At 72.3% G+C, this 19,343-nt stretch carries 15 protein-coding genes; 4 read left to right on the top strand and 11 right to left on the bottom strand.

Annotation, left to right across the window (positions count from 1 at the left end; translation table 11 throughout):
• The first annotated feature begins 64 nt into the window (after positions 1–64).
• From M1L60_RS43825 to M1L60_RS43815, 3 genes are all read left to right on the top strand, one after another.
• Positions 65–1,030 carry an NAD(P)/FAD-dependent oxidoreductase gene (locus M1L60_RS43825; RefSeq protein ID WP_253243542.1) on the top strand — a complete coding sequence of 322 codons (966 nt, stop codon included), beginning with the start codon at positions 65–67 and terminating at the stop codon, positions 1,028–1,030.
• 9 nt (positions 1,031–1,039) lie between these two features.
• A complete protein-coding gene (locus M1L60_RS43820) occupies positions 1,040–1,375 on the top strand; it encodes a ferredoxin family protein (RefSeq protein WP_253243541.1) in 336 nt (111 codons plus the stop codon).
• A 76-nt stretch (positions 1,376–1,451) separates the two neighbouring features.
• Positions 1,452–2,423, top strand: a complete 972-nt coding sequence (locus M1L60_RS43815; RefSeq protein WP_253243540.1) for a zinc-dependent alcohol dehydrogenase family protein — start codon at positions 1,452–1,454, stop codon at positions 2,421–2,423.
• Here M1L60_RS43815 and M1L60_RS43810 read toward each other — a convergent pair.
• The 11 genes from M1L60_RS43810 to M1L60_RS43760 all read right to left on the bottom strand — a co-directional run bounded on the left by M1L60_RS43810 (position 2,420) and on the right by M1L60_RS43760 (position 18,219).
• A complete protein-coding gene (locus tag M1L60_RS43810; protein ID WP_253243539.1) occupies positions 2,420–3,376 on the bottom strand; it encodes a GlxA family transcriptional regulator in 957 nt (318 codons plus the stop codon). The genes M1L60_RS43815 and M1L60_RS43810 overlap by 4 nt on opposite strands.
• Before the next feature lie 12 nt (positions 3,377–3,388).
• Positions 3,389–4,156, bottom strand: a complete 768-nt coding sequence (locus M1L60_RS43805; protein ID WP_253243538.1) for an enoyl-CoA hydratase/isomerase family protein — start codon at positions 4,154–4,156, stop codon at positions 3,389–3,391.
• Positions 4,157–4,160: 4 nt separating this feature from the next.
• Positions 4,161–6,623 carry a CaiB/BaiF CoA-transferase family protein gene (locus M1L60_RS43800; RefSeq protein ID WP_253243537.1) on the bottom strand — a complete coding sequence of 821 codons (2,463 nt, stop codon included), beginning with the start codon at positions 6,621–6,623 and terminating at the stop codon, positions 4,161–4,163.
• On the bottom strand, positions 6,623–8,443 hold the full coding sequence (locus M1L60_RS43795) for a class I adenylate-forming enzyme family protein (protein WP_253243536.1): 1,821 nt from the start codon (positions 8,441–8,443) through the stop codon (positions 6,623–6,625). The genes M1L60_RS43800 and M1L60_RS43795 overlap by 1 nt, the downstream gene beginning before the upstream one ends.
• A 323-nt stretch (positions 8,444–8,766) precedes the next feature.
• Positions 8,767–10,215, bottom strand: a complete 1,449-nt coding sequence (locus M1L60_RS43790) for an aldehyde dehydrogenase family protein (RefSeq protein ID WP_253243535.1) — start codon at positions 10,213–10,215, stop codon at positions 8,767–8,769.
• Positions 10,212–11,801 (bottom strand): amidase, encoded by a 1,590-nt coding sequence (locus M1L60_RS43785; protein ID WP_253243534.1) that lies wholly within the window; start codon positions 11,799–11,801, stop codon positions 10,212–10,214. The genes M1L60_RS43790 and M1L60_RS43785 overlap by 4 nt, the downstream gene beginning before the upstream one ends.
• Complete coding sequence (locus tag M1L60_RS43780) at positions 11,798–13,195, bottom strand: amidase (RefSeq protein ID WP_253243533.1); 1,398 nt, start codon at positions 13,193–13,195, stop codon at positions 11,798–11,800. Before M1L60_RS43780 ends, M1L60_RS43785 begins: the two co-directional genes overlap by 4 nt.
• 1 nt (position 13,196) lies before the next feature.
• Positions 13,197–13,568: a hypothetical protein gene (locus tag M1L60_RS43775; protein ID WP_253243532.1), complete on the bottom strand. Its 372-nt coding sequence runs from the start codon at positions 13,566–13,568 to the stop codon at positions 13,197–13,199.
• The gene (locus M1L60_RS43770; RefSeq protein WP_253243531.1) at positions 13,568–15,454 is read right to left on the bottom strand and encodes a primary-amine oxidase; all 1,887 of its coding nucleotides are present in this window, start codon (positions 15,452–15,454) and stop codon (positions 13,568–13,570) included. Before M1L60_RS43770 ends, M1L60_RS43775 begins: the two co-directional genes overlap by 1 nt.
• 12 nt (positions 15,455–15,466) lie before the next feature.
• Positions 15,467–17,581 (bottom strand): N,N-dimethylformamidase beta subunit family domain-containing protein, encoded by a 2,115-nt coding sequence (locus M1L60_RS43765; protein ID WP_253243530.1) that lies wholly within the window; start codon positions 17,579–17,581, stop codon positions 15,467–15,469.
• Positions 17,582–17,643: 62 nt separating this feature from the next.
• Positions 17,644–18,219 carry a TetR/AcrR family transcriptional regulator gene (locus M1L60_RS43760; RefSeq protein ID WP_253243529.1) on the bottom strand — a complete coding sequence of 192 codons (576 nt, stop codon included), beginning with the start codon at positions 18,217–18,219 and terminating at the stop codon, positions 17,644–17,646.
• A 212-nt stretch (positions 18,220–18,431) separates the two neighbouring features.
• Here M1L60_RS43760 and M1L60_RS43755 point away from each other — a divergent pair, with 212 nt between their 5' ends.
• Positions 18,432–19,226: an IclR family transcriptional regulator gene (locus M1L60_RS43755; RefSeq protein WP_253243528.1), complete on the top strand. Its 795-nt coding sequence runs from the start codon at positions 18,432–18,434 to the stop codon at positions 19,224–19,226.
• Positions 19,227–19,343: the final 117 nt, after the last annotated feature.

Below are 19,343 nucleotides of genomic sequence, written 5' to 3'. Positions count from 1 at the left end.
TCCACGGTCCACTCAGTGGTACAGCGGGATCGGCACGGTGCCCGGCGATTCCTACCGTCAGCCCATGCCACCCACGACCATCAACACGGACCTGGCCATCGTCGGCGCCGGGCCGACCGGCCTGTACGGCGCGTTCTGCGCCGGCTTCCGCGGCCTGCGCACCGTCCTGGTCGACGCGTTGCCCCAGCTCGGTGGGCAGATCGCCGCGCTCTACCCGCAGAAGGTCGTGCGCGACGTCGCGGGCCTGCCCGCCGTCACCGGCCGCGAGCTGGTCGACGGGCTGACCGCCCAGGCCGACGCGTTCGGCACGAGCTACCTGCTGGAGCGGCAGGCGGTCGGGCTCGCCCACGAGACCGGTCGCCCGCAGCTCACGCTGTCCGACGGTACCGTCATCGACGCGGGCGCGGTCATCCTGACCGCGGGCATCGGCACCTTCACCCCGCGGACGCTGCCGGCCGGCGAGGAGTTCCTGGGCCGCGGCCTGTCGTACTTCGTGCCCGACCTCAGCGCCCACGCAGACCGCGACGTGGTGGTGGTCGGCGGCGGCGACAGCGCCATCGACTGGGCCAACGCGTTGGTGCCGCTGGCCCGCAGCGTGACCGTGGTGCACCGGCGGGCCCGGTTCCGGGCCCACGCCGCCTCGATCGCCGAGGCCGAGCGGGCCGGCGTGGCCTTCCGGGTCAACTGCGAGGTGACCGAGGTGCTGGGCGACGACTGGGTGTCCCAGGTCCGCCTGGACGACGAGCTGGTCAAGGCGGACAGCGTCATCGCCGCGCTGGGCTTCATCTCGAACCTGGGCCCGATGGCCGACTGGGGCATCGAGCTGTCCGGCCGCACGATCGTCGTCGACCAGCGGATGCGCACCAACCTGACCGCCGTCTACGCCGCCGGCGACGTCACCGAGTACGCGGGCAAGGTGCGGCTGATGTCCGTCGGCTTCGGCGAGGTGGCCACGGCGGTCAACAACGCCGCGGTCGAGCTCGACCCCGAGGCCGCGCTGTTCCCCGGCCACTCCACCGAAACCGTCTAGGAGACTGCGATGCCGTACGTGATCGGTCAGGACTGCGTCGACGTCAACGACCGGGCCTGCATGGACGTCTGCCCCGTCGACTGCATCTACGTCGGCGACCGCAAGAGCTACATCAACGCCGCCGAGTGCATCGACTGCGGCGCGTGCGAGGTCGAGTGCCCGGTCGAGGCCATCTTCGTCGACCGCAAGGCCCGCGGCGACGAGGCCCGCACCCAGTTCGTCGAGGACTCCCGCAACTTCTTCACCCTGGCCCTGCCCGGCCGCGACGAGCCCCTGGGCAACCCGGGCGGCTCCCGCAAGGTGGGCGAGCTGGGCGTGGACACCCCGTTCGTCGAGGGGCTGTAGGGGCTGTCACTATCCTCGCGGATATTGGCATTGCCGCCACTGGATGACGTACTTCGGGCGCGCGACTCTGAGTGTCATGACTGATCTGATGAAGGCCGTGGTGCTCACCCGATTCGGCGGGGTCGACGCGTTCGAGTTGCGCGACGTGCCCGTGGCGGAGGTGGGACCGCGCCAGGTGCGGGTGCGCGTTCACGCGACCGCCGTCAACCCGCTCGACTTCCAGATCCGTCGCGGCGACTACGCCGACCAGGTGCCGCTGCCGGCGATCATCGGGCACGACATCTCCGGCGTCGTCGAGGAAACCGGGTCGCACGTGACCGAGTTCCGCGCCGGCGACGAGGTGTACTACACGCCCCGGATCTTCGGCGGCCCCGGCTCGTACGCCGAGCAGCACGTGGCTGACGTCGACCTGGTCGGCCGCAAGCCTCGCAACCTCAGCCACCTCGAGGCGGCGAGCCTGACCCTTGTCGGCGGAACGGTCTGGGAGTCCCTGGTGACACGGGCCCGGCTCACCGTGGGCGAGACGATCCTGGTCCACGGCGGCGCGGGCGGGGTCGGCACGATCGCGATCCAGGTCGCCAAGGCGATGGGGGCCCGGGTCCTCACCACCGCCAAGACCGCCGACCACGAGTTCGTCCGCTCGCTCGGCGCGGACGAGACGATCGACTACACGACGGACTACGTCGAGGCCGTGGCCCGGACGACGGGCGGCCAGGGGGTCGACGTCGTCTACGACACGATCGGCGGCGACGCGCTCACCCGGAGCCCGCTGACCCTGGCCGACGCCGGACGGGTCGTCAGCATCGTCGACCTCGCGCAGCCGCAGAACCTCATCGCGGCCTGGGACAAGAACGCGGCCTACCACTTCGTTTTCACCCGGCAGAACCGCGGAAAGCTGGACGCGCTGACCGCGCTGGTCGAGCGCGGACTCGTCAAGCCGGTCATCGGTGCGACGCTGCCGCTCGACCGCCTGGCCGAGGCCCACGAGATCTCGGAGAACCGGCGGGCCCACGGGATCCGCGGCAAGGTGGCGATCGAGGTCGCCTAGGGTTTGTTTCGCCCGGCGAAGGTGGCGCGGTATTCGGTGGGCGACACGTCCAGCAGCCGGCGGAAGTGCAGGCGGAGGTTCGAGGCGGTGCCCAGGCCGACCTCGCGCGCGACGTGGTCGATCGACAGCCTCGTACTCTCCAGCAGTTCGCGGGCGGTGTCGACCCGGGCCCGCAGGATCCACTGCAGCGGAGTGCTGCCCGTCTCCTCGGTGAAGCGGCGCAGGAACGTGCGAGGCGACATCCGCGCGTGGGCGGCGAGCCCGGCGATCGTGAGCGGCTGGTCGAGCCGCTTCAGGGCCCATTCGCGGGTCGCGGCCAGGGTCTCGCCCTGGGCGGCGGCCGAGTTGGTCCTCGGCAGGTACTGGGCCTGACCCCCGGCGCGGTAGGGCGCGGTGACGAGGCCCCGGGCGATCTCGTTGGCCGCGCCCACGCCGAGGTCGCGCCGGACGATGTGCAGGCACAGGTCGAGCCCGGCGGCGGCCCCGGCCGAGGTGAGGACGGCTCCCTCGTCGACGAAGAGCACGTTCGGCTCGACCGTGATCTGCGGATGCCGCTTCGCGAGCTTGTCGGCCGCGTCCCAGTGCGTCGTCGCGCGCAGGCCGTCGAGCAGGCCGGCATCGGCCAGGGCGAAGGCGCCGTAGCAGATCGAGGCGATCCGGGCCCCGCGGCCGGCGGCGGTCCGGAGCGCCTCGCGCACCTTGACCGAGATCGGCCGGCCGGGCGGGGCGTACCCCGGAACGAGGACCGTATCCGCCTCGGCCAGGGCGTCGAGGCCGCGCGGGACCGCGAACCCGAAGTCCCCGTGGGCCGGCACCGTTCCGGCCGTGACCCCGCACGTCGACACCTCGTAGGGGAACCCGGTCTCGGGATGGAAGACCTCGGCCCCGATCCCGACGTCGAGCGGGAGCGCCCCGTCGAGGACGAGGACTACCACCCGATGCGGTCGCTGCATGCCTCCATACTTTCACCGCCCCTGGAAGGTCGGCTTTCGCTTGTCGAGGAAGGACTGCAGGCCCTCGGCCGCGTCGTCGGAGGCGATGACCTGCTGGACGGCTTCCCACTCGACGGCCATCGCGCCCTCGATGTCGAGCGGCGCGCCGGCCAGCATCGACGTCTTGAGCAGGCCGATCGTGGCCGTCGGCTTGGCCGCCAGGTCACGGGCCCGCTCGGCCACCACGGCCGGGAAGTCCTCGTCGGGAACCACCTCGTCGAGCAGGCCGAGTTCCAGGGCCTCGACGGCGGTCAGGCGGCGGCCCTCGATCATCAGCAGCTTGGCCTTGTGCAGGCCGAGCAGGCGGGGCAGGCGCTGGCTGCCACCGGCGCCCGGGAACAGGCCGAGCTGCATCTCGGGGAAGCCGAACCCGGCCGACGCGGCGGCGATGCGCAGGTCGCAGGCCAGCGACAGCTCGGCCCCGCCGCCCAGGGCGTGGCCGTTGATGGCGGCCACCACCGGCTTGGGGGCCAGTTCCAGCAGGCGCTGCACCTCGATCCAGCGGCGCATCCGCACGTGGTTGTCCAGCGACAGGTCGCGCATCACGGCGATGTCGGCCCCGGCGATGAAGAAGCGGCCCACGCCGGTCAGGACGAGGCAGCGTACGGCCGGATCGCGGGCCAGACCGGGCAGGACGGTCAGGAACTCGTCGATCAGCTCCGGGTTGACGGCGTTGGCGGGCGGGCGGTCGATCACCACGGTGGCGACCCCGGCCGCCACGTCGACGTTGAGGAAGGTCACGGCATCACTCCAGGACGGTCGGCTCGACGGTGACGCCGCCGAGCAGTTCGGTGAGAACCTCGCTCGTGTGCTCGCCCAGCAGCGGGGCCGGGCGGTCGACGCGGGCGGGGGTCCGGGACAGGTGCAGCACCGTGCCCTCGTGCCGGACGGCGCCGGCCAGAGGGTGCCGCAGCACGGGGTAGAAGCCGCGCGCGGCGAGCTGCGGGTCGTGCTCGGTGAGGTCCTCGCCGGTGGCCACCACGGCGGCGGGGATGCCGTGCGACTGCAGCTGCTCGGCCACCTCGGCGGCGTCCCGCTGGGCGGTCCAGGCGGCCAGCGCGGCGTCGATGCGGTCCTCGTCGGCCTTTCGCTCAACCCGGCCGAGGTCGGCGCTCGGAATACCAGCGACGTCGGCACTCGGAATACCAGCGACGTCGGCACTCGGAATGCCAGCGACGTCGGCACTCGGAATGCCAGCGACGTCGGCGCTCGGAATGCCGGCGAGGTCGGCCAGGGCCCGCCACTGGGCGTCGTCGGTGACGGCGATCGCCACCCACCGGTCGTCGCCGCGCGCGGGGTATACGCCGTGCGGTACCCGGTCGGCGAGCCGGTGGGGGTGCTCGGGCGTGGCGCCGGTGGCCGGAGCGCCGAGCTGCTGTTCCAGCACGGCCGGGCCCATCGCGGCGGCCATGGCCTCGAGCTGGGACAGGTCGACGAAGCCGCCCCGGCCCTCGGCCCGCAATGCCAGCACGGCCAGCACAGCCGCGTTGGCCGCCACCATGTCGCCCAGGCCGAACGTCAGTCCCTGCGGGTCGCCGCCCGGGTCGGCCGTCTCGTGGGTGAGGCCGGACATCGCGGCCAGGGTGTCGGCGAAGGTGACCGCGTTGCGCCACGGACCGTCCTGGCCGACCCCGGACATCGAGACGGCGATCAGGTCGGGCCGGCCGAGCGACGCGTGGTCCAGGCCCCACTTGGCCATCGTGCCGGGGCTGTAGTTGTCGATGATGACGTCGCAGGTGGCGGCCAGCCGTCGGACCAGTTCCTGTCCCTCGGCGGTGCGCATGTTGACGGCGATCGAGCGTTTCCCGCGATTGAAGTTGAGGAAGTAGCCGCCATCGTCGTGGGTGGCCCCGGGCCGCAGCCGCATCGAGGGCGCGAACCGGGTCGGGTCCTGGCGGTGCATCGACTCGACCTTGATGACGTCGGCGCCGTGATCGGCGAGCTGCCGGGTGGCGTACGGCCCGGCCAGCACCCAGGTCAGGTCGAGCACCCGCAGCCCGGCCAACGCGGGCCGGTCGGACGACGCGGACCGGTCCGCTAGCGCGGGCCGGTCTGCTAGCGCGGGCCGGTCTGCTAGCGCGGGCCGGTCTGCTAGCGCGGACCGGTCTGCTAGCGCGGGCCGGTCTGCTAGCGCGGACCGGTCGGACGTCGCCGCCGGGGGCGCCGGGCGACGCGGCTCGCGCCAGGTGACCGGCTCGGCCACCGGCTGCGGGGCGGCGAGGGCGCGGGGCGACGGCAGGCCCGGCAGGCGGACGGCGTAGCCGACGTCGGTGAGCCCGTCCACCTCGACGAAGAAGTCCCGCGCGCGCAGCTGCTCGTTGGTGGCCAGCTGGTCGGCCCGGCTCACCTCGGCCCACGGCAGTGCGCGCCGCCGGCCCTCGGCGCCCAGCTCGGCCGCCGTACGCCGGGCCGCGAAGCGCGCCACCACCTCGTCGACGTGCGGCCGGGCGTTCCAACGGAACACCGCGTCGGCGTACTTCTCGTCGGTCAGGTCCTCGGCCTCGCCCGCCTCCACCATCCAGGCCAGCAGGTCGGTCCACATGCGGTTGCTGCCCGAGTAGCCGCCGGCCGCGGCCCCGTCGGACGCCCGGAACACCCGGTGGGCGACGTGGCCGTAGACCCCGCCCGTCCGCCGGGGGAAGGCACCGCCGTGGATCCAGGCGATGGCCCCGGTCTCGAGGGTGGCCGCGACCGCCTGCTGGGCCGACACGTCGACCAGCTGCCCGAGGCCGTCACGGTCGCGGGCGAGCAGGCCGAGATAGGCGCCGATGGCCGCCTGCGCCCCCGCAACCTGCAGGGCGGACTCGCGCGGAGGCGGCTTCGGCGGCCCTTCAGCCCGCCCGCCGAGCCAGGTCATGCCGCCGGCCGAGGCCACCACGAGGTCGTCGGCCAACCAGTCGCGGCGCGGCCCGGTCAGCCCGAACGGCGTGACCACCACGTGGACCAGGTCAGGCCAGCGGGACTCACCGTCCGCGGTGACGCCGCGCAGCGCCCGGACGGGCCCGCTCTCGACGACGACGTCGGCCTCGGCCGCGAGCGCATCGAGCACGCCCGGGCCGTCGGCCGCGAGGCGGGTGCCGGCGTACCAGTGCAGCGCGGCGGCCCGATCGGCCGGAACGGCAGGCACCCGCACAACATCGGCGCCGAGACCCACCAGGGCCCGGACGGCGGCCGCGCCCAACTCGTCGGTCAGATCCAGGACTCGCATCAGCGTTCCTTTCCGGGCATTCGCCCCAGGTGTTCTCCGGGCGTGGCCGTCAGGTGCTCTTCGGGCGTAGCCGCCAGACGCGCTTCGGGCGAAGCCGCCAGACGTTCCTCAGACGTGGCCGCCAGACGTTCCTCAGACGTGGCCGTCAGATGTTCTTCGGGCGAAGCCGCCAGACGTTCCTCGGACGTGGCCGCCAGACGTTCCTCAGACGTGGCCGTCAGATGTTCTTCGGGCGAAGCCGCCAGACGTTCCTCGGGCGTGGCCGCCAGATGTTCTTCGGGCGCGCGCCTCAAATGTTCGAGATCGGTGGCGGCGGCCACGACGGCCGGGGCGCGCAGGGCGGGTTTGCTGACCTTGGTGGCGGCGTTGCGGGGCAGGGCGTCGAGCACGGCGACGTAGCGCGGCCACGCGTGCCGGGGCAGCCGGTCGCGGCACCATGCGTGCACGTCCTCGGCCGTCACCTCGCCGGCGACGGCGACGAGCAGGTCCTCCTCGGTGAATTCGGAGGGCACGCCGGCCGCGGCGGCCTCGCGGACACCGGGCATCGCGCCGACGACCGTCTCGACGTCCCAGGCCGAGATGTTCTCGCCACGCCGCCGGACCACGTCGGAGTGCCGCCCGCAGAAGACGAGGCGGTCGCCGTCGAACCGCCCGAGATCCCCCGTAGTGATCCATTCCGGCGGCGGCTGGTCGACAGCGGTATAGCCGAGCGTGCTGATGTGCGGCTGGCGGGCGCGGACGGTGATCGCCCCGATCTCGCCCTCGGTGATCGCCCGGCCGTCGTTGTCGCGCACCGTCACGTCGTACTCGGGAAGGGTCTTTCCGGCTGTGCCGAACGCCCGGTCGCCGAAGCGGTTGGACGTGACGTCGCCGAGCTCGGTGCACGCGTACGCCTCGACCAGCTCGACCCCGAACCGGTCGAGGAACTGCTCGGCCAGCCACCGCGGCGCCGGCCCGCCATAGGCCCGGGTCACCTGGTGATCGCGGTCGCCCGGCCCGCGCAGCAGGATAGCCGCGACCGCACCCATGAAGTTGAACGCGGTGACGCCCTCGGCCCTGCAGGTGGCCCAGAACGCCGAAGCCGAGAAGCGCGGCACCGCCAGCAACCGCGCCCCGCTGACGAGGGCGGCCAGCAACCCGGTGTGCCGGATGTTGACGTGGTTCCACGGGAACGCGTTGTAGAGGACGTCGCCCGGGCCGTACCCCATCGAGTCGCTCACCCGCCGCGCGTGCCGGACCCCGGCGAAGTGCGGCAGCAGCACCCCTTTGGGCCGGCCGGTGGTGCCCGAGGTACTGAGCACCAGCGCGGGATCACCGGGTTCGGGCGGCCGGCGCAACGGTCCGGGCCTCAGCTCGTCCAGCGTTCCCGGCCCACCGCCGTCGTCCACGGTCAACACGATCGGGGCCAACGTGGCCAGCGCCGGGTTGGCGGCCAAGGCCCCGGTGCCGAGCAGCGCCACCGCGGCCCGGAGACCGCCCGAGCCCGGCGTGTCGAGGGCAGCCGGCACCTCGGCGCGGGGCCCGCCCCAGCCGGGCATGTCGAGGGCGGCCGGCACCTCGACACACCCGGCCCGGGCCACTCCCGCGACGACGGTGGCGAGGGCGGTCCCGGGGCGGAGACAGGTGACCACCGCCGCCCCGGGGCCGAGGCCGAGGGCAGGCGAGGACAGCTGCCGGGCGACCCGCTCGGCCCCGTGGATCAGCTCGCCGACCGTGATGCTGCCCTCGCCCAGAAACGTCGCCACCACCGCGGCCGGGTCGTCCTCGGCGCGCCGGGTGAGCACGTCGACGAGCGTCTCCGGCCGCCCGGTGACGTCCACCGGCGGGCCAGATCGAGACCGCCCAGACACGTCCATCGCCGGGCCAGATCGAGACCGCCCAGACACGTCCACCGGCGGGCCAGATCGAGACCGCCCAGACACGTCCATCGCCGGGCCAGATCGAGACCGCCCGGACACATCCGCCGCCGGGCCGGGTCGACACAGCCCGGTCCCGTCCGCCGGCAGGCCGGGTCGAGGCTGCCCGGACACGTCCACCGGCGGGCCGGATCGAGGCCGCCTGGTCCCGTCCACCGGCGGGCCGGGTCGACGCTGCTCGGTCCCGTCCGCCGGCGGGCCGGATCGAGGCCGCCCGGGCACGGCCGTCACCGGGCCAGGTTGACCCATACGCCCTTGGTCTCGGTGAACTCGTCGAGCGCGAACGTGCCCATCTCGCGCCCCCAGCCGGACAGCCCGAACCCGCCCCACGGCGCGCCCGGGTCGATCAGCGGCAGCTGGTTGACGAAGACCGTGCCGGCCTGGATGCGGGCGGCCAGCCGGTGGGCCTCGGTCAGGTCGTGCGTCCAGACGACCGCGGCCAGCCCGTAGTCGGTGGCGTTGGCCCGGGCCACGACCTCGTCCTCGTCGTCGTAACTGAAGATCGACAAAACCGGCCCGAAGATCTCCTCGCGGGCGATGGTCATGTCGTCGCGCACGCCGGAGAACACGGTCGGGCTGAAGAAGTAGCCCGCGTCGAGCCCCGGGCCGGAAGCGCGGCCGCCCCCGGTGACCAGCTGGGCGCCCTGGGCGACACCACCGTCGACGTAGCCCGCCACCCGGTCGAGCTGCTCCTGTGAGACCAGCGGGCCGAGCACCGTGTCGAAGTCGAGGCCCGGCCCGACCTTGAGCGTCTGCGCGGCCGCCGCGATCTTCTCGGTGAACTCGTCGGCCCGCTTGCTGTCGACGTAGAACCGGGTGTACGCCCCGCACGCCTGCCCGGTGTTGAACAGCGCGCCCTGCAGGTTCCCGATGACCGCGGCGTCGATGTCGGCCCCGCGCGTGATGATGCTCGGCGCCTTGCCGCCCAGCTCGAGCCCGACCCGCTTGAGGTCGATGGCGGCCGCGGCCGCGATCTGCTGCCCGACCTCGGTCGAGCCGGTGAACGAGATCTTGTTGACGCCGCGGTGGGCCACCAGCGCCTTCCCCGCCTCGGGTCCGCCGGTGAGCACGTTGACCACACCGGCCGGGATGCCCGCCTCGACGCACAGCTCGCCCAGCCGCAGCGTGCTCAGCGGCGTCTGCTCGGCCGGCTTCAGCACCACCGTGTTGCCGGTGGCCAGCGCGGGCGCGAGCTTCCAGGCGGCGATGGCGAAGGGGAAGTTCCAGGGGGTGATCAGGCCGACCACGCCGAGCGGCTCGCGCCGGGTGTAGTGCAGCGTGTCCGGCACCGAGACCGAGGACAGCTTGCCCTCGATCTTGGTGGCCCAGCCCGCGTAGTAGCGAAACACCTGGGCCGCCAGGGTGACGTTGACCCCGGTCGACATGGCGATCGGCTGGCCCTGGTCGCGGGTCTCCAACTCGGCGATGGCGGCCGCGTCGCGCTCGATCAGGTCGGCGACCTTCCAGAGCAGGCGCCCGCGGGCGTCGGGGGTCAGGTCGCGCCAGGCCGGGTCCTCGAACGCGGACCGGGCGGCGGCCACCGCGGCGTCGACGTCGGCCGGGCCGGCCTCGGCGAACTCGGCCAGCGGTGAGGCGGTGGACGGGTCGTACGTGGTGCTCGTGGCGCCCGAGGCGGCCGGCACCCACTCCCCGGCGATCAACAGCTTCTCGGTCACACTGTCCTCCCAGCTAGCGATGCCTGATCTTCGGTCGGGGGCCGGGCCGGATCAACGCGTTCGGACCGCCCACCGGACCGCCACTCACGCCAGTCGCCGGCCCGTTCGAGAGCGCCTGCGGCGCGGTAGAGCGTCGCCTCGTCCCAGTGCCGGCCGACGAGCATCAGACCGGCCGGCAGTCCTTCGCTCAGCCCGCAGGGCACGGACAAGGCGGGGTGCCCGGTGCAGTCGAAGGGGGCCGTGTTGACGACCGGATCGAAGCCCGGGGACGACATCTCGGCCCGGCTGCGCCCGGTGGGCAGCGGGGGCGCCACGAACGGCACGGTGGGCAGTGCGAGGACGTCGACGTCGGCCAGGGCGGCGTCGTACGCCTGGCGCGCGACCCGGACCAGGTTCTGCGCCTTGGCGTAGTAGACGCCCCCGTAGACCTCACGCAGGTAGTGGCCCGCGACCAGCCCGGTCTGGATGGGCGCCGACAGCAGGTGGGCACGCTGCCGCCAGGCCGAGTGGGCCCGCATCAGCGCGGTCTGGTTGAGCCCGGTGATGCCCGGCCAACCACCGTTGCCGAGCATCGCGACCTGGACCGTGCCCTCGAGAATGATCGCCGCCCAGACGCTCATCATCGTGCGGTGCTGAGGCACGGAGACCTCGACGACGGTGGCCCCGGCCGCTGCGAGCCGGTCGACCGCCGCGCGGACCAGTTCTTCCACGCCCGGCTCGGACCGCGGCTGCCCGAATCCCTCGGCCAGCACCCCGATCCGCAGCCCTTCGGCGCCCCCGGCCACCGCGTCCGAATACCTTCCCCGGCGTACGCCGATCTGGCGCGGATCGAGGCCGTCCGGCCCGGCCAGCACGTCGAGCAGCAGCGCGTTGCCGGCCACGGTCGCGGTCATCGGCCCGACGTGGTCGATCGACGGGTCGACCGGCATCACGCCCGTGTAGGGCACGAGCCCGTGGGTCGGCTTGAGCCCGTAGATGCCGCAATGCGCGGCGGGCACCCGGATCGAGCCGCCCTGGTCGCCGCCCACGGCCATCGTGACCGCGCCCGAGGCGACCAGCACCGCGCTGCCCGACGACGACCCACCGGCCGAGCGGGTGGGGTCCCACGGGTTGCGCACCACGCCGTGGGCGCTGGTGTGGCTGCCCGCGCCGTAACAGAAGTACTCGCAGTTGGCCTTGCCGGCCAGCACACCGCCCGCGTCGAGGATGCGGGTCACGATGGTGGCGTCGAAGTCGGGCGCGAAGCCTTGCAGCGTCGCCGATCCGGCCGTCATCGGCACCCCGGCCACGCTCACGGTGTCCTTGACGGCGATGCGATGCCCGGCCAACGGACCGCCTTCGGCGCCGATGATCTCGGTGCGTACGGCCCAGCCGTTGTACGGGTCGTCGGCCGGATCCGGGCGGTGGCCGGGCGTACGCGGATATCGCACCGGCGGCAGCGGCTCGACCATGGCGTCGAGCCCGCCCAGCAGCTCGATCATCGGCGCGATCTCGGCCTGCAGGACAGCGATGTCGGCCTCGGAGAGAGGCAGGGCCAGGTAATCGGCGGCCGCGCGGATGTGCCGGTCGGCCGGTCCGGTGATCATGCCCCGGTCCACGGGTGCGCGGCCTCGAGCTGCCCGGCCAGCGAGAACAGCAACTCCTCGCGGCCATAGGCGGCAGCGAACTGCACGCCGATCGGGAGCCCTTCCGACGGAAGCGAAGCCGGCACCGCCATGGCCGGCTGGCCGGTGGTGTTGAACTGCGGCGTGAAGCAGAGGATGTCGATCGACTTCCGGATCCCGTCCGGGCCGTCGAAGACGCCCAGCTCAGGGGGCGGGTTGGGCACCACCGGACTCAACAGCAGGTCGAAGCCGCCGGTCCACCACGCGGCCATCCGGCGCCGGAAGTCGTCGCGCCAGGTCTCGTGGCGTACGTAGTCGGCCGCGGACACCTTCGCCCCCTGATCGGCCCACCACCACGTCACCTCCTCGAACTCGTCGCGGCGCAACGGCCGCCCGGCTTGGGCGGCCAGGTCGTCCATCAGCACGGTGACGCTGGGGCTGAGCAGGCCCAGCCAGTGCTCGAGGTACGCGGGGTCGGTCATCGCGGCCGGGTACGCCTCCTCGACGCGGTGGCCGAGCGCGGTCAGCCGGTCGGCCATCCGCCGCACGACCGCGTTCACCCGCGGGTCGACCGGGTAGCCGTTCACGTCGTCGACCAGCATCACCCCGATCCGCAACGAGCCCGGCGCGGCAGTCACGGCGTCGAGGAACGTCGTGGCCGGGCGCGGCGCCACCACCGGGTCGCCGCTGTGCTCGCCGGCGATCGCGTCGAGGACGGCCGCGCTGTCGCGCACGCTGCGGGTGATGACGCCGTAGACGTTGTGGGCGGCCAGCGCGTCGCCCTCGTCGGGTCCGGCGCTGACCCGGCCCCGGCTGCTCTTGAAGCCGAACACCCCGCAGTGCGCGGACGGCATGCGCAGCGAGCCGCCGCCGTCGGTGCCCTGGGCCAGCGGCACCATCCCGGTGGCGACGGCCACGGCCGAGCCCCCGGATGACCCGCCCGGCGAGCGGGTCAGGTCCCACGGGTTCCGGGTCGGGCCGAACGCCTTCGGTTCGGTCGTCGATACGAGCCCGAACTCGGGGGTGTTGGTGCGTCCGAGAATGACGAACCCGGCCCGCCGCAGACCAGCCGTCACGTGGGCGTCGTGCGCGGCACGGTGGTCGACATCGCGCAGGAAGGCGTTGCCCTGATAGTCGGGGTCGCCGGCGCTGCCGCTGCGCAGATCCTTGAGCACGATGGGAACACCGCGGAACGGGCCGTCCGGCAGCGGCCCGGCCGCCTCCTCGAGGGCCTGCTCGAACCGGCGGTGGACGACCGCGTTGAGCCGGCCGTCGAGCTCCTCGATCCGCCCGATCGCGGCCGTGACCAGCTCGGTCGGGCTGGCCTGGCCGGTGGCGACGAGCGCGGCCAGGGCCGTGGCGTCTTCGTGGGTCACGTCAACGGATCCCTTCGGTGGGGGTCCTCGCATCGTCGAGCGCGAAGGGCCGGATGGCTCGCGTGGCGTTCCGGTGACCGGTCCGCAGGCCCACGAGGGCGAGCACCGCCTGCACCCCGGCCAGGCCGACCGCGGCCTGCATGAGCGGGTCGTCGTGGCCGGTGAGCAGGTGCAGGCCGGCCATGGCGACGGCGGTGGCGACCATCGTCAGGTGCTCGACGTGGTCGCGGGCCCGGACCGCGCACAGCAGGCACAGCGCCGACAGGGTCAGCATCGGCGCCGTCATGGCCAGCATCCCGGCGCCGCCGCGGGCCAGCACGATGACGTGCAGGCCCACGCAGGCGACGGCGACCGCGGTGGTGAGGCGGCCCATCAGTGGCAGCGCTTCGCCTCGGTGGGCGGCACGTCCAGCGCCGGGTTCCGGTCGAAGAAGTTGACCGGCAGCAAGTGGAACCCGGCCTTCTCGACCGGCATGACCGGCCAGTCCTCGGCCCGCGGGATGTGGGTGACGCCGAGGGTGTGCCACAGCACGACGTCGGTGTCCTCGGTCGGCCGGTCCTGCTTCGTCCATCGGGGCAGGCCGTCGCCCGAGCGGCTCTGGTTGGGGTACTCCCCCGCCGACCGCATCTCGTCCGGCCGGTACGGGGTCACCCACATGTTGCGGGTGGCGAACCCGGCGCGCTCGGCGATCAGTGAGGGTGGCTGCGCCAGCATGGTCGCCGAGCTCCAGCCCGGCAGGAACTTGTACCCCACGGGCGTACCCCAGCGGTTGGTCTTGCCGCGGTTGACCACTGTCCAGTTGCGGGAGCTCTGCGTGTTGGTGACCCAGTCGCCCGCGTTCTCGGTGCCGATCACGGTGCGGCGGACGCCGATCGCGTTGCCGTGCGGGTTCTCCGGGCCGACCGGCGGGCTGTAGGCGTCGTTCTGCACGACGGTGTTCTGCCAGCCGTCGACCTCCATGTCGAGGCGGAACGAGAACAGGTGCTGGTGGTAGGTCGCCACGAGGTTCTCGCTGACCGGCGTGCCGTGCGGCGTCGGCTCCCCCTCGGCCACCGCGCGCGTCTGCACGATGCCCAGCAGCTTGATCTCCATCTGGATCGAGGCGTCCTGGTAGAAGTACCAGAAGAAGCCGTAGTGGTAGTTGCCGACGGTGGCGATGAAGCTGACCACCAGCCGGCGCGAGCGGCGGACGTCGACCTTCCCGGTCACCCAGTCGGTGTGCTTCCAGAGGATGCCGTCGTCCTCCTCGTGGATGCAGATCGCGTTCTCGATCGTCACCGGTTCGCCGTCCTCGCCGGCCAGCACCGCGTCCATGTAGACGATCTCGCCCAGGCAGTCGCAGCCCAGCCGCAGCGAGTTGGCCAGCTTGCCCAGCCCGAACTCGCCGACGTCGAAGGCGCTGCGCCAGAAGTGCTCGGACGACGGGTCGCCGTAGGGCACGACCATCTCGGCCAGCGAGCCGCGGTGCATGATCGAGCGGTAGTCCTCGCCGTCGCGGTACTCGACGGCGTGCAGCACCAGCCCTTCGAGCGGGTGCATGCCGATCCGGAAGCGCCACTTCTGCCAGGTCAGCTCGGGCCCGTCGAGCCGGAACCCGACCCCCTCGGGCTGGGTGATCTCCAGAGGCGCGATGTCCGTACGCATCGGCTGGTTGGCGTCGGCCGTGTAGTTCGCTTCGAGCGGGTTCATCGGGCGTACGCCGAAGTCGTGTACGGCCACGACCTGCCGCGCTTGCAGGTCGACGACGGCCACGACGCCCTCGATCGGGTGGGCGTACCCGTTGTCGTCCGGGAAGTGGCGGTAGTACGAGACCGACCCGGCCATGCGGCGACCGTCGACCGGCACGTCGCCCATGTTGCCGACGCCCCAGGGATCGATCTGCACCTTGTCCATGTCGGTGATGCCGCGCTTGGCCAGCGCTTCGCGGTAGCGCGGGTCCTGCTTGATGAGCTCGGGGGCCAGCTCGAACTCCTGCAGCAGCACGGGGGCCGAGCCGTCGGTGATCGGGGTGCTCGAGACGACCTTGCCCGCGTCCACGTCGACGACCACGTCGAAGGTGCCGGCGGTGTCCCGGTCGAGAATCATCGCCCGGGCCCGGCGCGGCGGCGTCTGCCCGGCCCGCAGCTGGTGTTTGTCCGGCTCGTCGGTGAACACGGAGGTGAAGCCGGGGCGGGTCCCCCCGATCCCCTCGGCCCGGATCGCGGCCGCCACCCGGCTGATCTCGTCGGCGGTCAGGGCGTCGAACAAAGGATGGCGCATGGCCGTGTCCTCTCAGTTGTGGTTGAAGGGCAGCCGGTCTTGCGTCAGAAAGGTCTGCAGCACGTTGCGCGTGATCCGGGAGACGTCGTTCTTCCCGCCGTCGACGAGCAGCGAGCCGCACCACGCGATGCTCGACACCGAGAAGACGGCGCCCTGCTCCGGTTTGGGTTCGAGCACCAGGTCGGCCCGCACCTTGTCGCTGGTCGGCCCGTCGTAACAGCCGTCGGGCAGCGCGACCTCGATCGGATCCAGCCCGTACGACCGGCTGAAGCCCGTCGCCGAGGCCAGGATCACGGCGTCGTGCGAGGTGCCGAGCGCGGTGTCGGCCCGGTCGATCTCGACGCCGGCCGCGCCCGAGCCGTTCACCATCGACGCGAAGTCACCGATCCGGTCGCCGGGCCGCTCGGTACCCTCGAACACGAACGACCAGCGCGGGTCGGCCACATCGACCTTCACGTCGTACGGGCGGTTGAGGTCGAAGCCTTGCGAGGCCATGCCCACGCCGACGAGTCGCTGCGGCGGGATGCCCCGCGTGCGCCACAGGCCGCCCAGCTCGCCGGTGGTCAGGAAATGCCACTCCCCCGGTTCCGGTTGCCAGGCCCGGATCCCGGCCGTCCGCCGGATCTCGATGGTGTGGCCCTCTTCGGGGTCGATCGCGGTGACCCAGTAGAAACCGTTGCCGCCCAGATACATCAGCCGCCCACCGGTGTCGAGATAGGACTGGTAGGCCCGGAACATCGTTGTCGTCGGATACTCGGGGTGACTACCGGTCAGCACGACGCGGTAGCGGCCGAGCAGTTCGGCCCCGCCCGCGTGCACCTCCTCGTCGGTGACCACGTCGAAGTCGTAGCCCTGCTGGGTCAGCCAGGCCACGATGTGCAGGTCGGCGCTGAACTGGTGGGCCGACGTGTCGCCACCGGCGACGGCGGCCCAGCGGTGGTCGTGCCGCACGTTGGGCAGAGGTTTCCGGGTCGAGGTGAAGCAATACCCAGAACCGTCGGTGTGTACGTCGTAAAGGCTGCGCAGGCCCTCGGCCAGCAGATAGCGGTCGTGCTTGTTACCGCCGAACTCGGGCACGTCGGCCACGCCGACGCCCCTGAGATAGTCGCGCGAACCGGGGTCGGCCATCACGTGCTCGCAGCTGTAGGCCAGGTAACTCAGCGTGGGCAGCACGAGCAGCACCGGTGCGGTGGGTTCCAGCGGCGCCACCACGAACGGCAACGTGTCCTCGGTGCCGTCGGCCGCGGTCACCGCGACGCCGTAGACGCCGCTGGGCAGGTCGCCGGTCAGGTCGAGGGTCAGGTCGTCGGACCAGCGGGCGTCGTCCAGGTCGTCGTCGTGGAAGTGGATGGTCCGGTACGACTCGGGACTGAGCCGGGGGTCGGCGTCGTCACCCGCGCCGGCGTGGCCGAGGCAGGCCCGCAGCGGGAAGTTGTGGGTGCGACCGGCGAAGGTGGCACCGAGCCGGTTGGCGACCTGCCGGGGCGTACGGGAAGGGCCGAAGTCCCATTCGGCCAGGCCCTCGAGCACCGGCGACTCGATGCGCCCGTTGAAGAAGCCGGTGAACCAGTCGCCGTCCGGGCGGGCCGCGAACGTGAGCCCGAGCCGCTCCGGCTGCTCGGCCGCCACCGACAGGTCGACGTCATCGAGGTGCGGTGACGAGATGACCGCGCGGGCCGTGCCACCGCCGACCGTCAGCGTGACGTGATACCACCGCTGCGGGTCGACCGCACCGGCCGACTCCGCCGTTCCCAGCGCCCAGCGCCCCTCGGCGGTGATGGCCAGCTCGACCGTGTCCCCCAGCGCGACCAGGGTCTGCGGGTGCGGGCACGGGACCAGCGTGGGCCGGGCCCAGAAGCTCAGATGTACGTCGCGGCCGTCGAGCGGCGACTCGGCGATCGCGAGGCACGAGCCGGCCCGGATCGGCTGCACCCGGCCCGCGAAAGTCTGCCCGTCGAGCGGCGAAGCGACGTCCCGGATGTCCACGCCCGGGCCGAGCGGGTGGGGGTCGCCGTTGAACAACCGCACCAGCCGCGCCGTGAAGCTGTCGGCGGTGGTGCTGAAGCGGGCGTGAACAGTCTCGCCGGGCCGGTAACTGAGCCGGTCGGTGTACCCGATGATGTTCATGGGGCTCACCCTCGCCCCGAGCCCTCGGCCGGACAATGCGGTAGGTCTGGTGACCGGACCGCCTACTTCACCCGAGTGGCCAGCACCCGGCGCAGCTCGGCCAGGGCCTGCTCGGTGCGCTCGCCCCGACGATAGATCGCATGCTGCAGCACGAGCCCGTCCAGGGCGGCGAAGACCAGGGTGGCCAGGGTGCCGTCCGGGTCGTCGATGCCGAGCCCGGCCAGGGTGCCGGCGACCTGGTCGATGTAGTAGTCGTAGAGCTCGGTCACCGGCCCCAGCGGACCCCCGCCGCGCACGGCCCGCAGCAGATAGTCGTACTGGATGAGCTGCCGGTCCGGTCCCTCACTGATCGTGCGGACCAGCCCCGCCGCGAACGACTCGAGGTCGCGCGCGAACAGTCCGGCCTCGGCCGCGTCACGGCGCGCGGCCCGTTCGAAGGCCTGGCTGAGCAGGGCCTCCCGGGTGCCGAAATAGAACCGGACGAGACTGTGCGACATGCCCGCCTGCGCGCCCACCGAGCGATAGGTGACCTTGTCCGGCCCCAGGGAGCCGGCAATGTGGATGGCCGCGTCGAGCAACTGCTCCCGCGTGCTGGCCCGCCCGGCGTCGACCTGCCGGGGAACGTGCGCGTCAGTCATAGCAGGATCATCGACGGTGATCTCGCTCTTCGCCATGCCGGACAGTGTCGCCACCGGCGTCGAGACGGCGTAACAACAGGGTCCAGTGAGCGGTCCAAGCTCGCACCCAGCGGAAACATAAGTTGCCGAGGTTTTACATCCAGCCCTGGACACCGGCCCCCGGTCGGGATCAGAATCGCTGTTGTCCAAGTGGACAACACGAGGAGGCCGCGATGCCGAACAGCCACCCGCCCTCGGTGCTGGGCAAGGCCAAGCTGCTGCTGTCGGCCTTCGACGGCAACCGCCCGACGCTGGGCCTCACCGACCTCAGCCGCCGCTCCGGCATCCCCAAGGCCACCGCGTACCGCCTGGCCCAGGAGCTGGTCGAGCTGAGCCTGCTCGACCGGGTGGCCGACGGCTACCAGCTGGGCTGGCGCATGTTCGAACTCGGGCAGCTGGTGCCCGGCCCGGCCAACCTGCGCCGCCTGGCCCGCCCCGCCCTGCTCGACCTGCACTCGGTCACCAAGGCGGCGGTCCATCTGGCGGTGCGCGACGGCCACGACAGCCTGCTGCTGGAACGCCTGGCGGGCCGCCGCGACACCCGCATGAGCACGGCGGCCGGCATGCGCATGCCGATCTGGTTCAGCGCCTCCGGCAAACTCTTCCTGGCCCACAGCCCCGAGGCCGAACACACGATGTCCCTGCTCGACCAGGGCCAGGTCACTCCCCGCACCCGGCACAGCGTCAAAACCAGCAAACAACTACGAGCCCAGGTCGCCTCGATCCGCGACCGCAGCTGGGCCGAAGAACACGAAGAGTGCGTCGAAGGCTACCGAACGTACGCCGTCCCGATCACCCTGGGCGGCCCACTGCAGGTGGTGGCCGCAGTATCAGTAACCCTCGACGTATCCCGCCGCGACGACCAACAGGCAGTCCGAGCCCTGTGGGCCGTCGGCGCCGACATAAGCCGAACCCTGCAATCCTCGCTGGGCCACGTCCCCCCGGTCGGCGTCCGCCTAGCCAGCTGACCGATAGGTCGTGACAATCGTCAGAGCGAGTATCAGAGCACGGCGAGTTCAGCCGGTCGTAGCATTTGATCTTGGTGGTTTGGTGGGACAGGATGCCCGCCGTGCGTTTGATGCTGA

The organism is Paractinoplanes aksuensis (genome assembly GCF_024137025.1).
Taxonomy (GTDB): domain Bacteria; phylum Actinomycetota; class Actinomycetes; order Mycobacteriales; family Micromonosporaceae; genus Actinoplanes; species Actinoplanes aksuensis.
Note: the sequence above shows the minus strand (reverse complement) of the source record. Positions and strands in the feature narration are given on the sequence as shown.

Excerpts from the sequence above, each read along its gene's own strand:
- M1L60_RS43755 (WP_253243528.1), top strand. The coding sequence starts at position 18,432 with ATGCCGAACAGCCACCCGCCCTCGGTGCTGGGCAAGGCCAAGCTGCTG.
- M1L60_RS43785 (WP_253243534.1), bottom strand. The coding sequence starts at position 11,801 with ATGATCACCGGACCGGCCGACCGGCACATCCGCGCGGCCGCCGATTAC.
- M1L60_RS43825 (WP_253243542.1), top strand. The coding sequence starts at position 65 with ATGCCACCCACGACCATCAACACGGACCTGGCCATCGTCGGCGCCGGG.
- M1L60_RS43775 (WP_253243532.1), bottom strand. The coding sequence starts at position 13,568 with ATGGGCCGCCTCACCACCGCGGTCGCCGTCGCCTGCGTGGGCCTGCAC.
- M1L60_RS43770 (WP_253243531.1), bottom strand. The coding sequence starts at position 15,454 with ATGCGCCATCCTTTGTTCGACGCCCTGACCGCCGACGAGATCAGCCGG.
- M1L60_RS43765 (WP_253243530.1), bottom strand. The coding sequence starts at position 17,581 with ATGAACATCATCGGGTACACCGACCGGCTCAGTTACCGGCCCGGCGAG.
- M1L60_RS43820 (WP_253243541.1), top strand. The coding sequence starts at position 1,040 with ATGCCGTACGTGATCGGTCAGGACTGCGTCGACGTCAACGACCGGGCC.
- M1L60_RS43800 (WP_253243537.1), bottom strand. The coding sequence starts at position 6,623 with ATGCGAGTCCTGGATCTGACCGACGAGTTGGGCGCGGCCGCCGTCCGG.
- M1L60_RS43810 (WP_253243539.1), bottom strand. The coding sequence starts at position 3,376 with ATGCAGCGACCGCATCGGGTGGTAGTCCTCGTCCTCGACGGGGCGCTC.
- M1L60_RS43760 (WP_253243529.1), bottom strand. The coding sequence starts at position 18,219 with ATGACTGACGCGCACGTTCCCCGGCAGGTCGACGCCGGGCGGGCCAGC.
- M1L60_RS43815 (WP_253243540.1), top strand. The coding sequence starts at position 1,452 with ATGACTGATCTGATGAAGGCCGTGGTGCTCACCCGATTCGGCGGGGTC.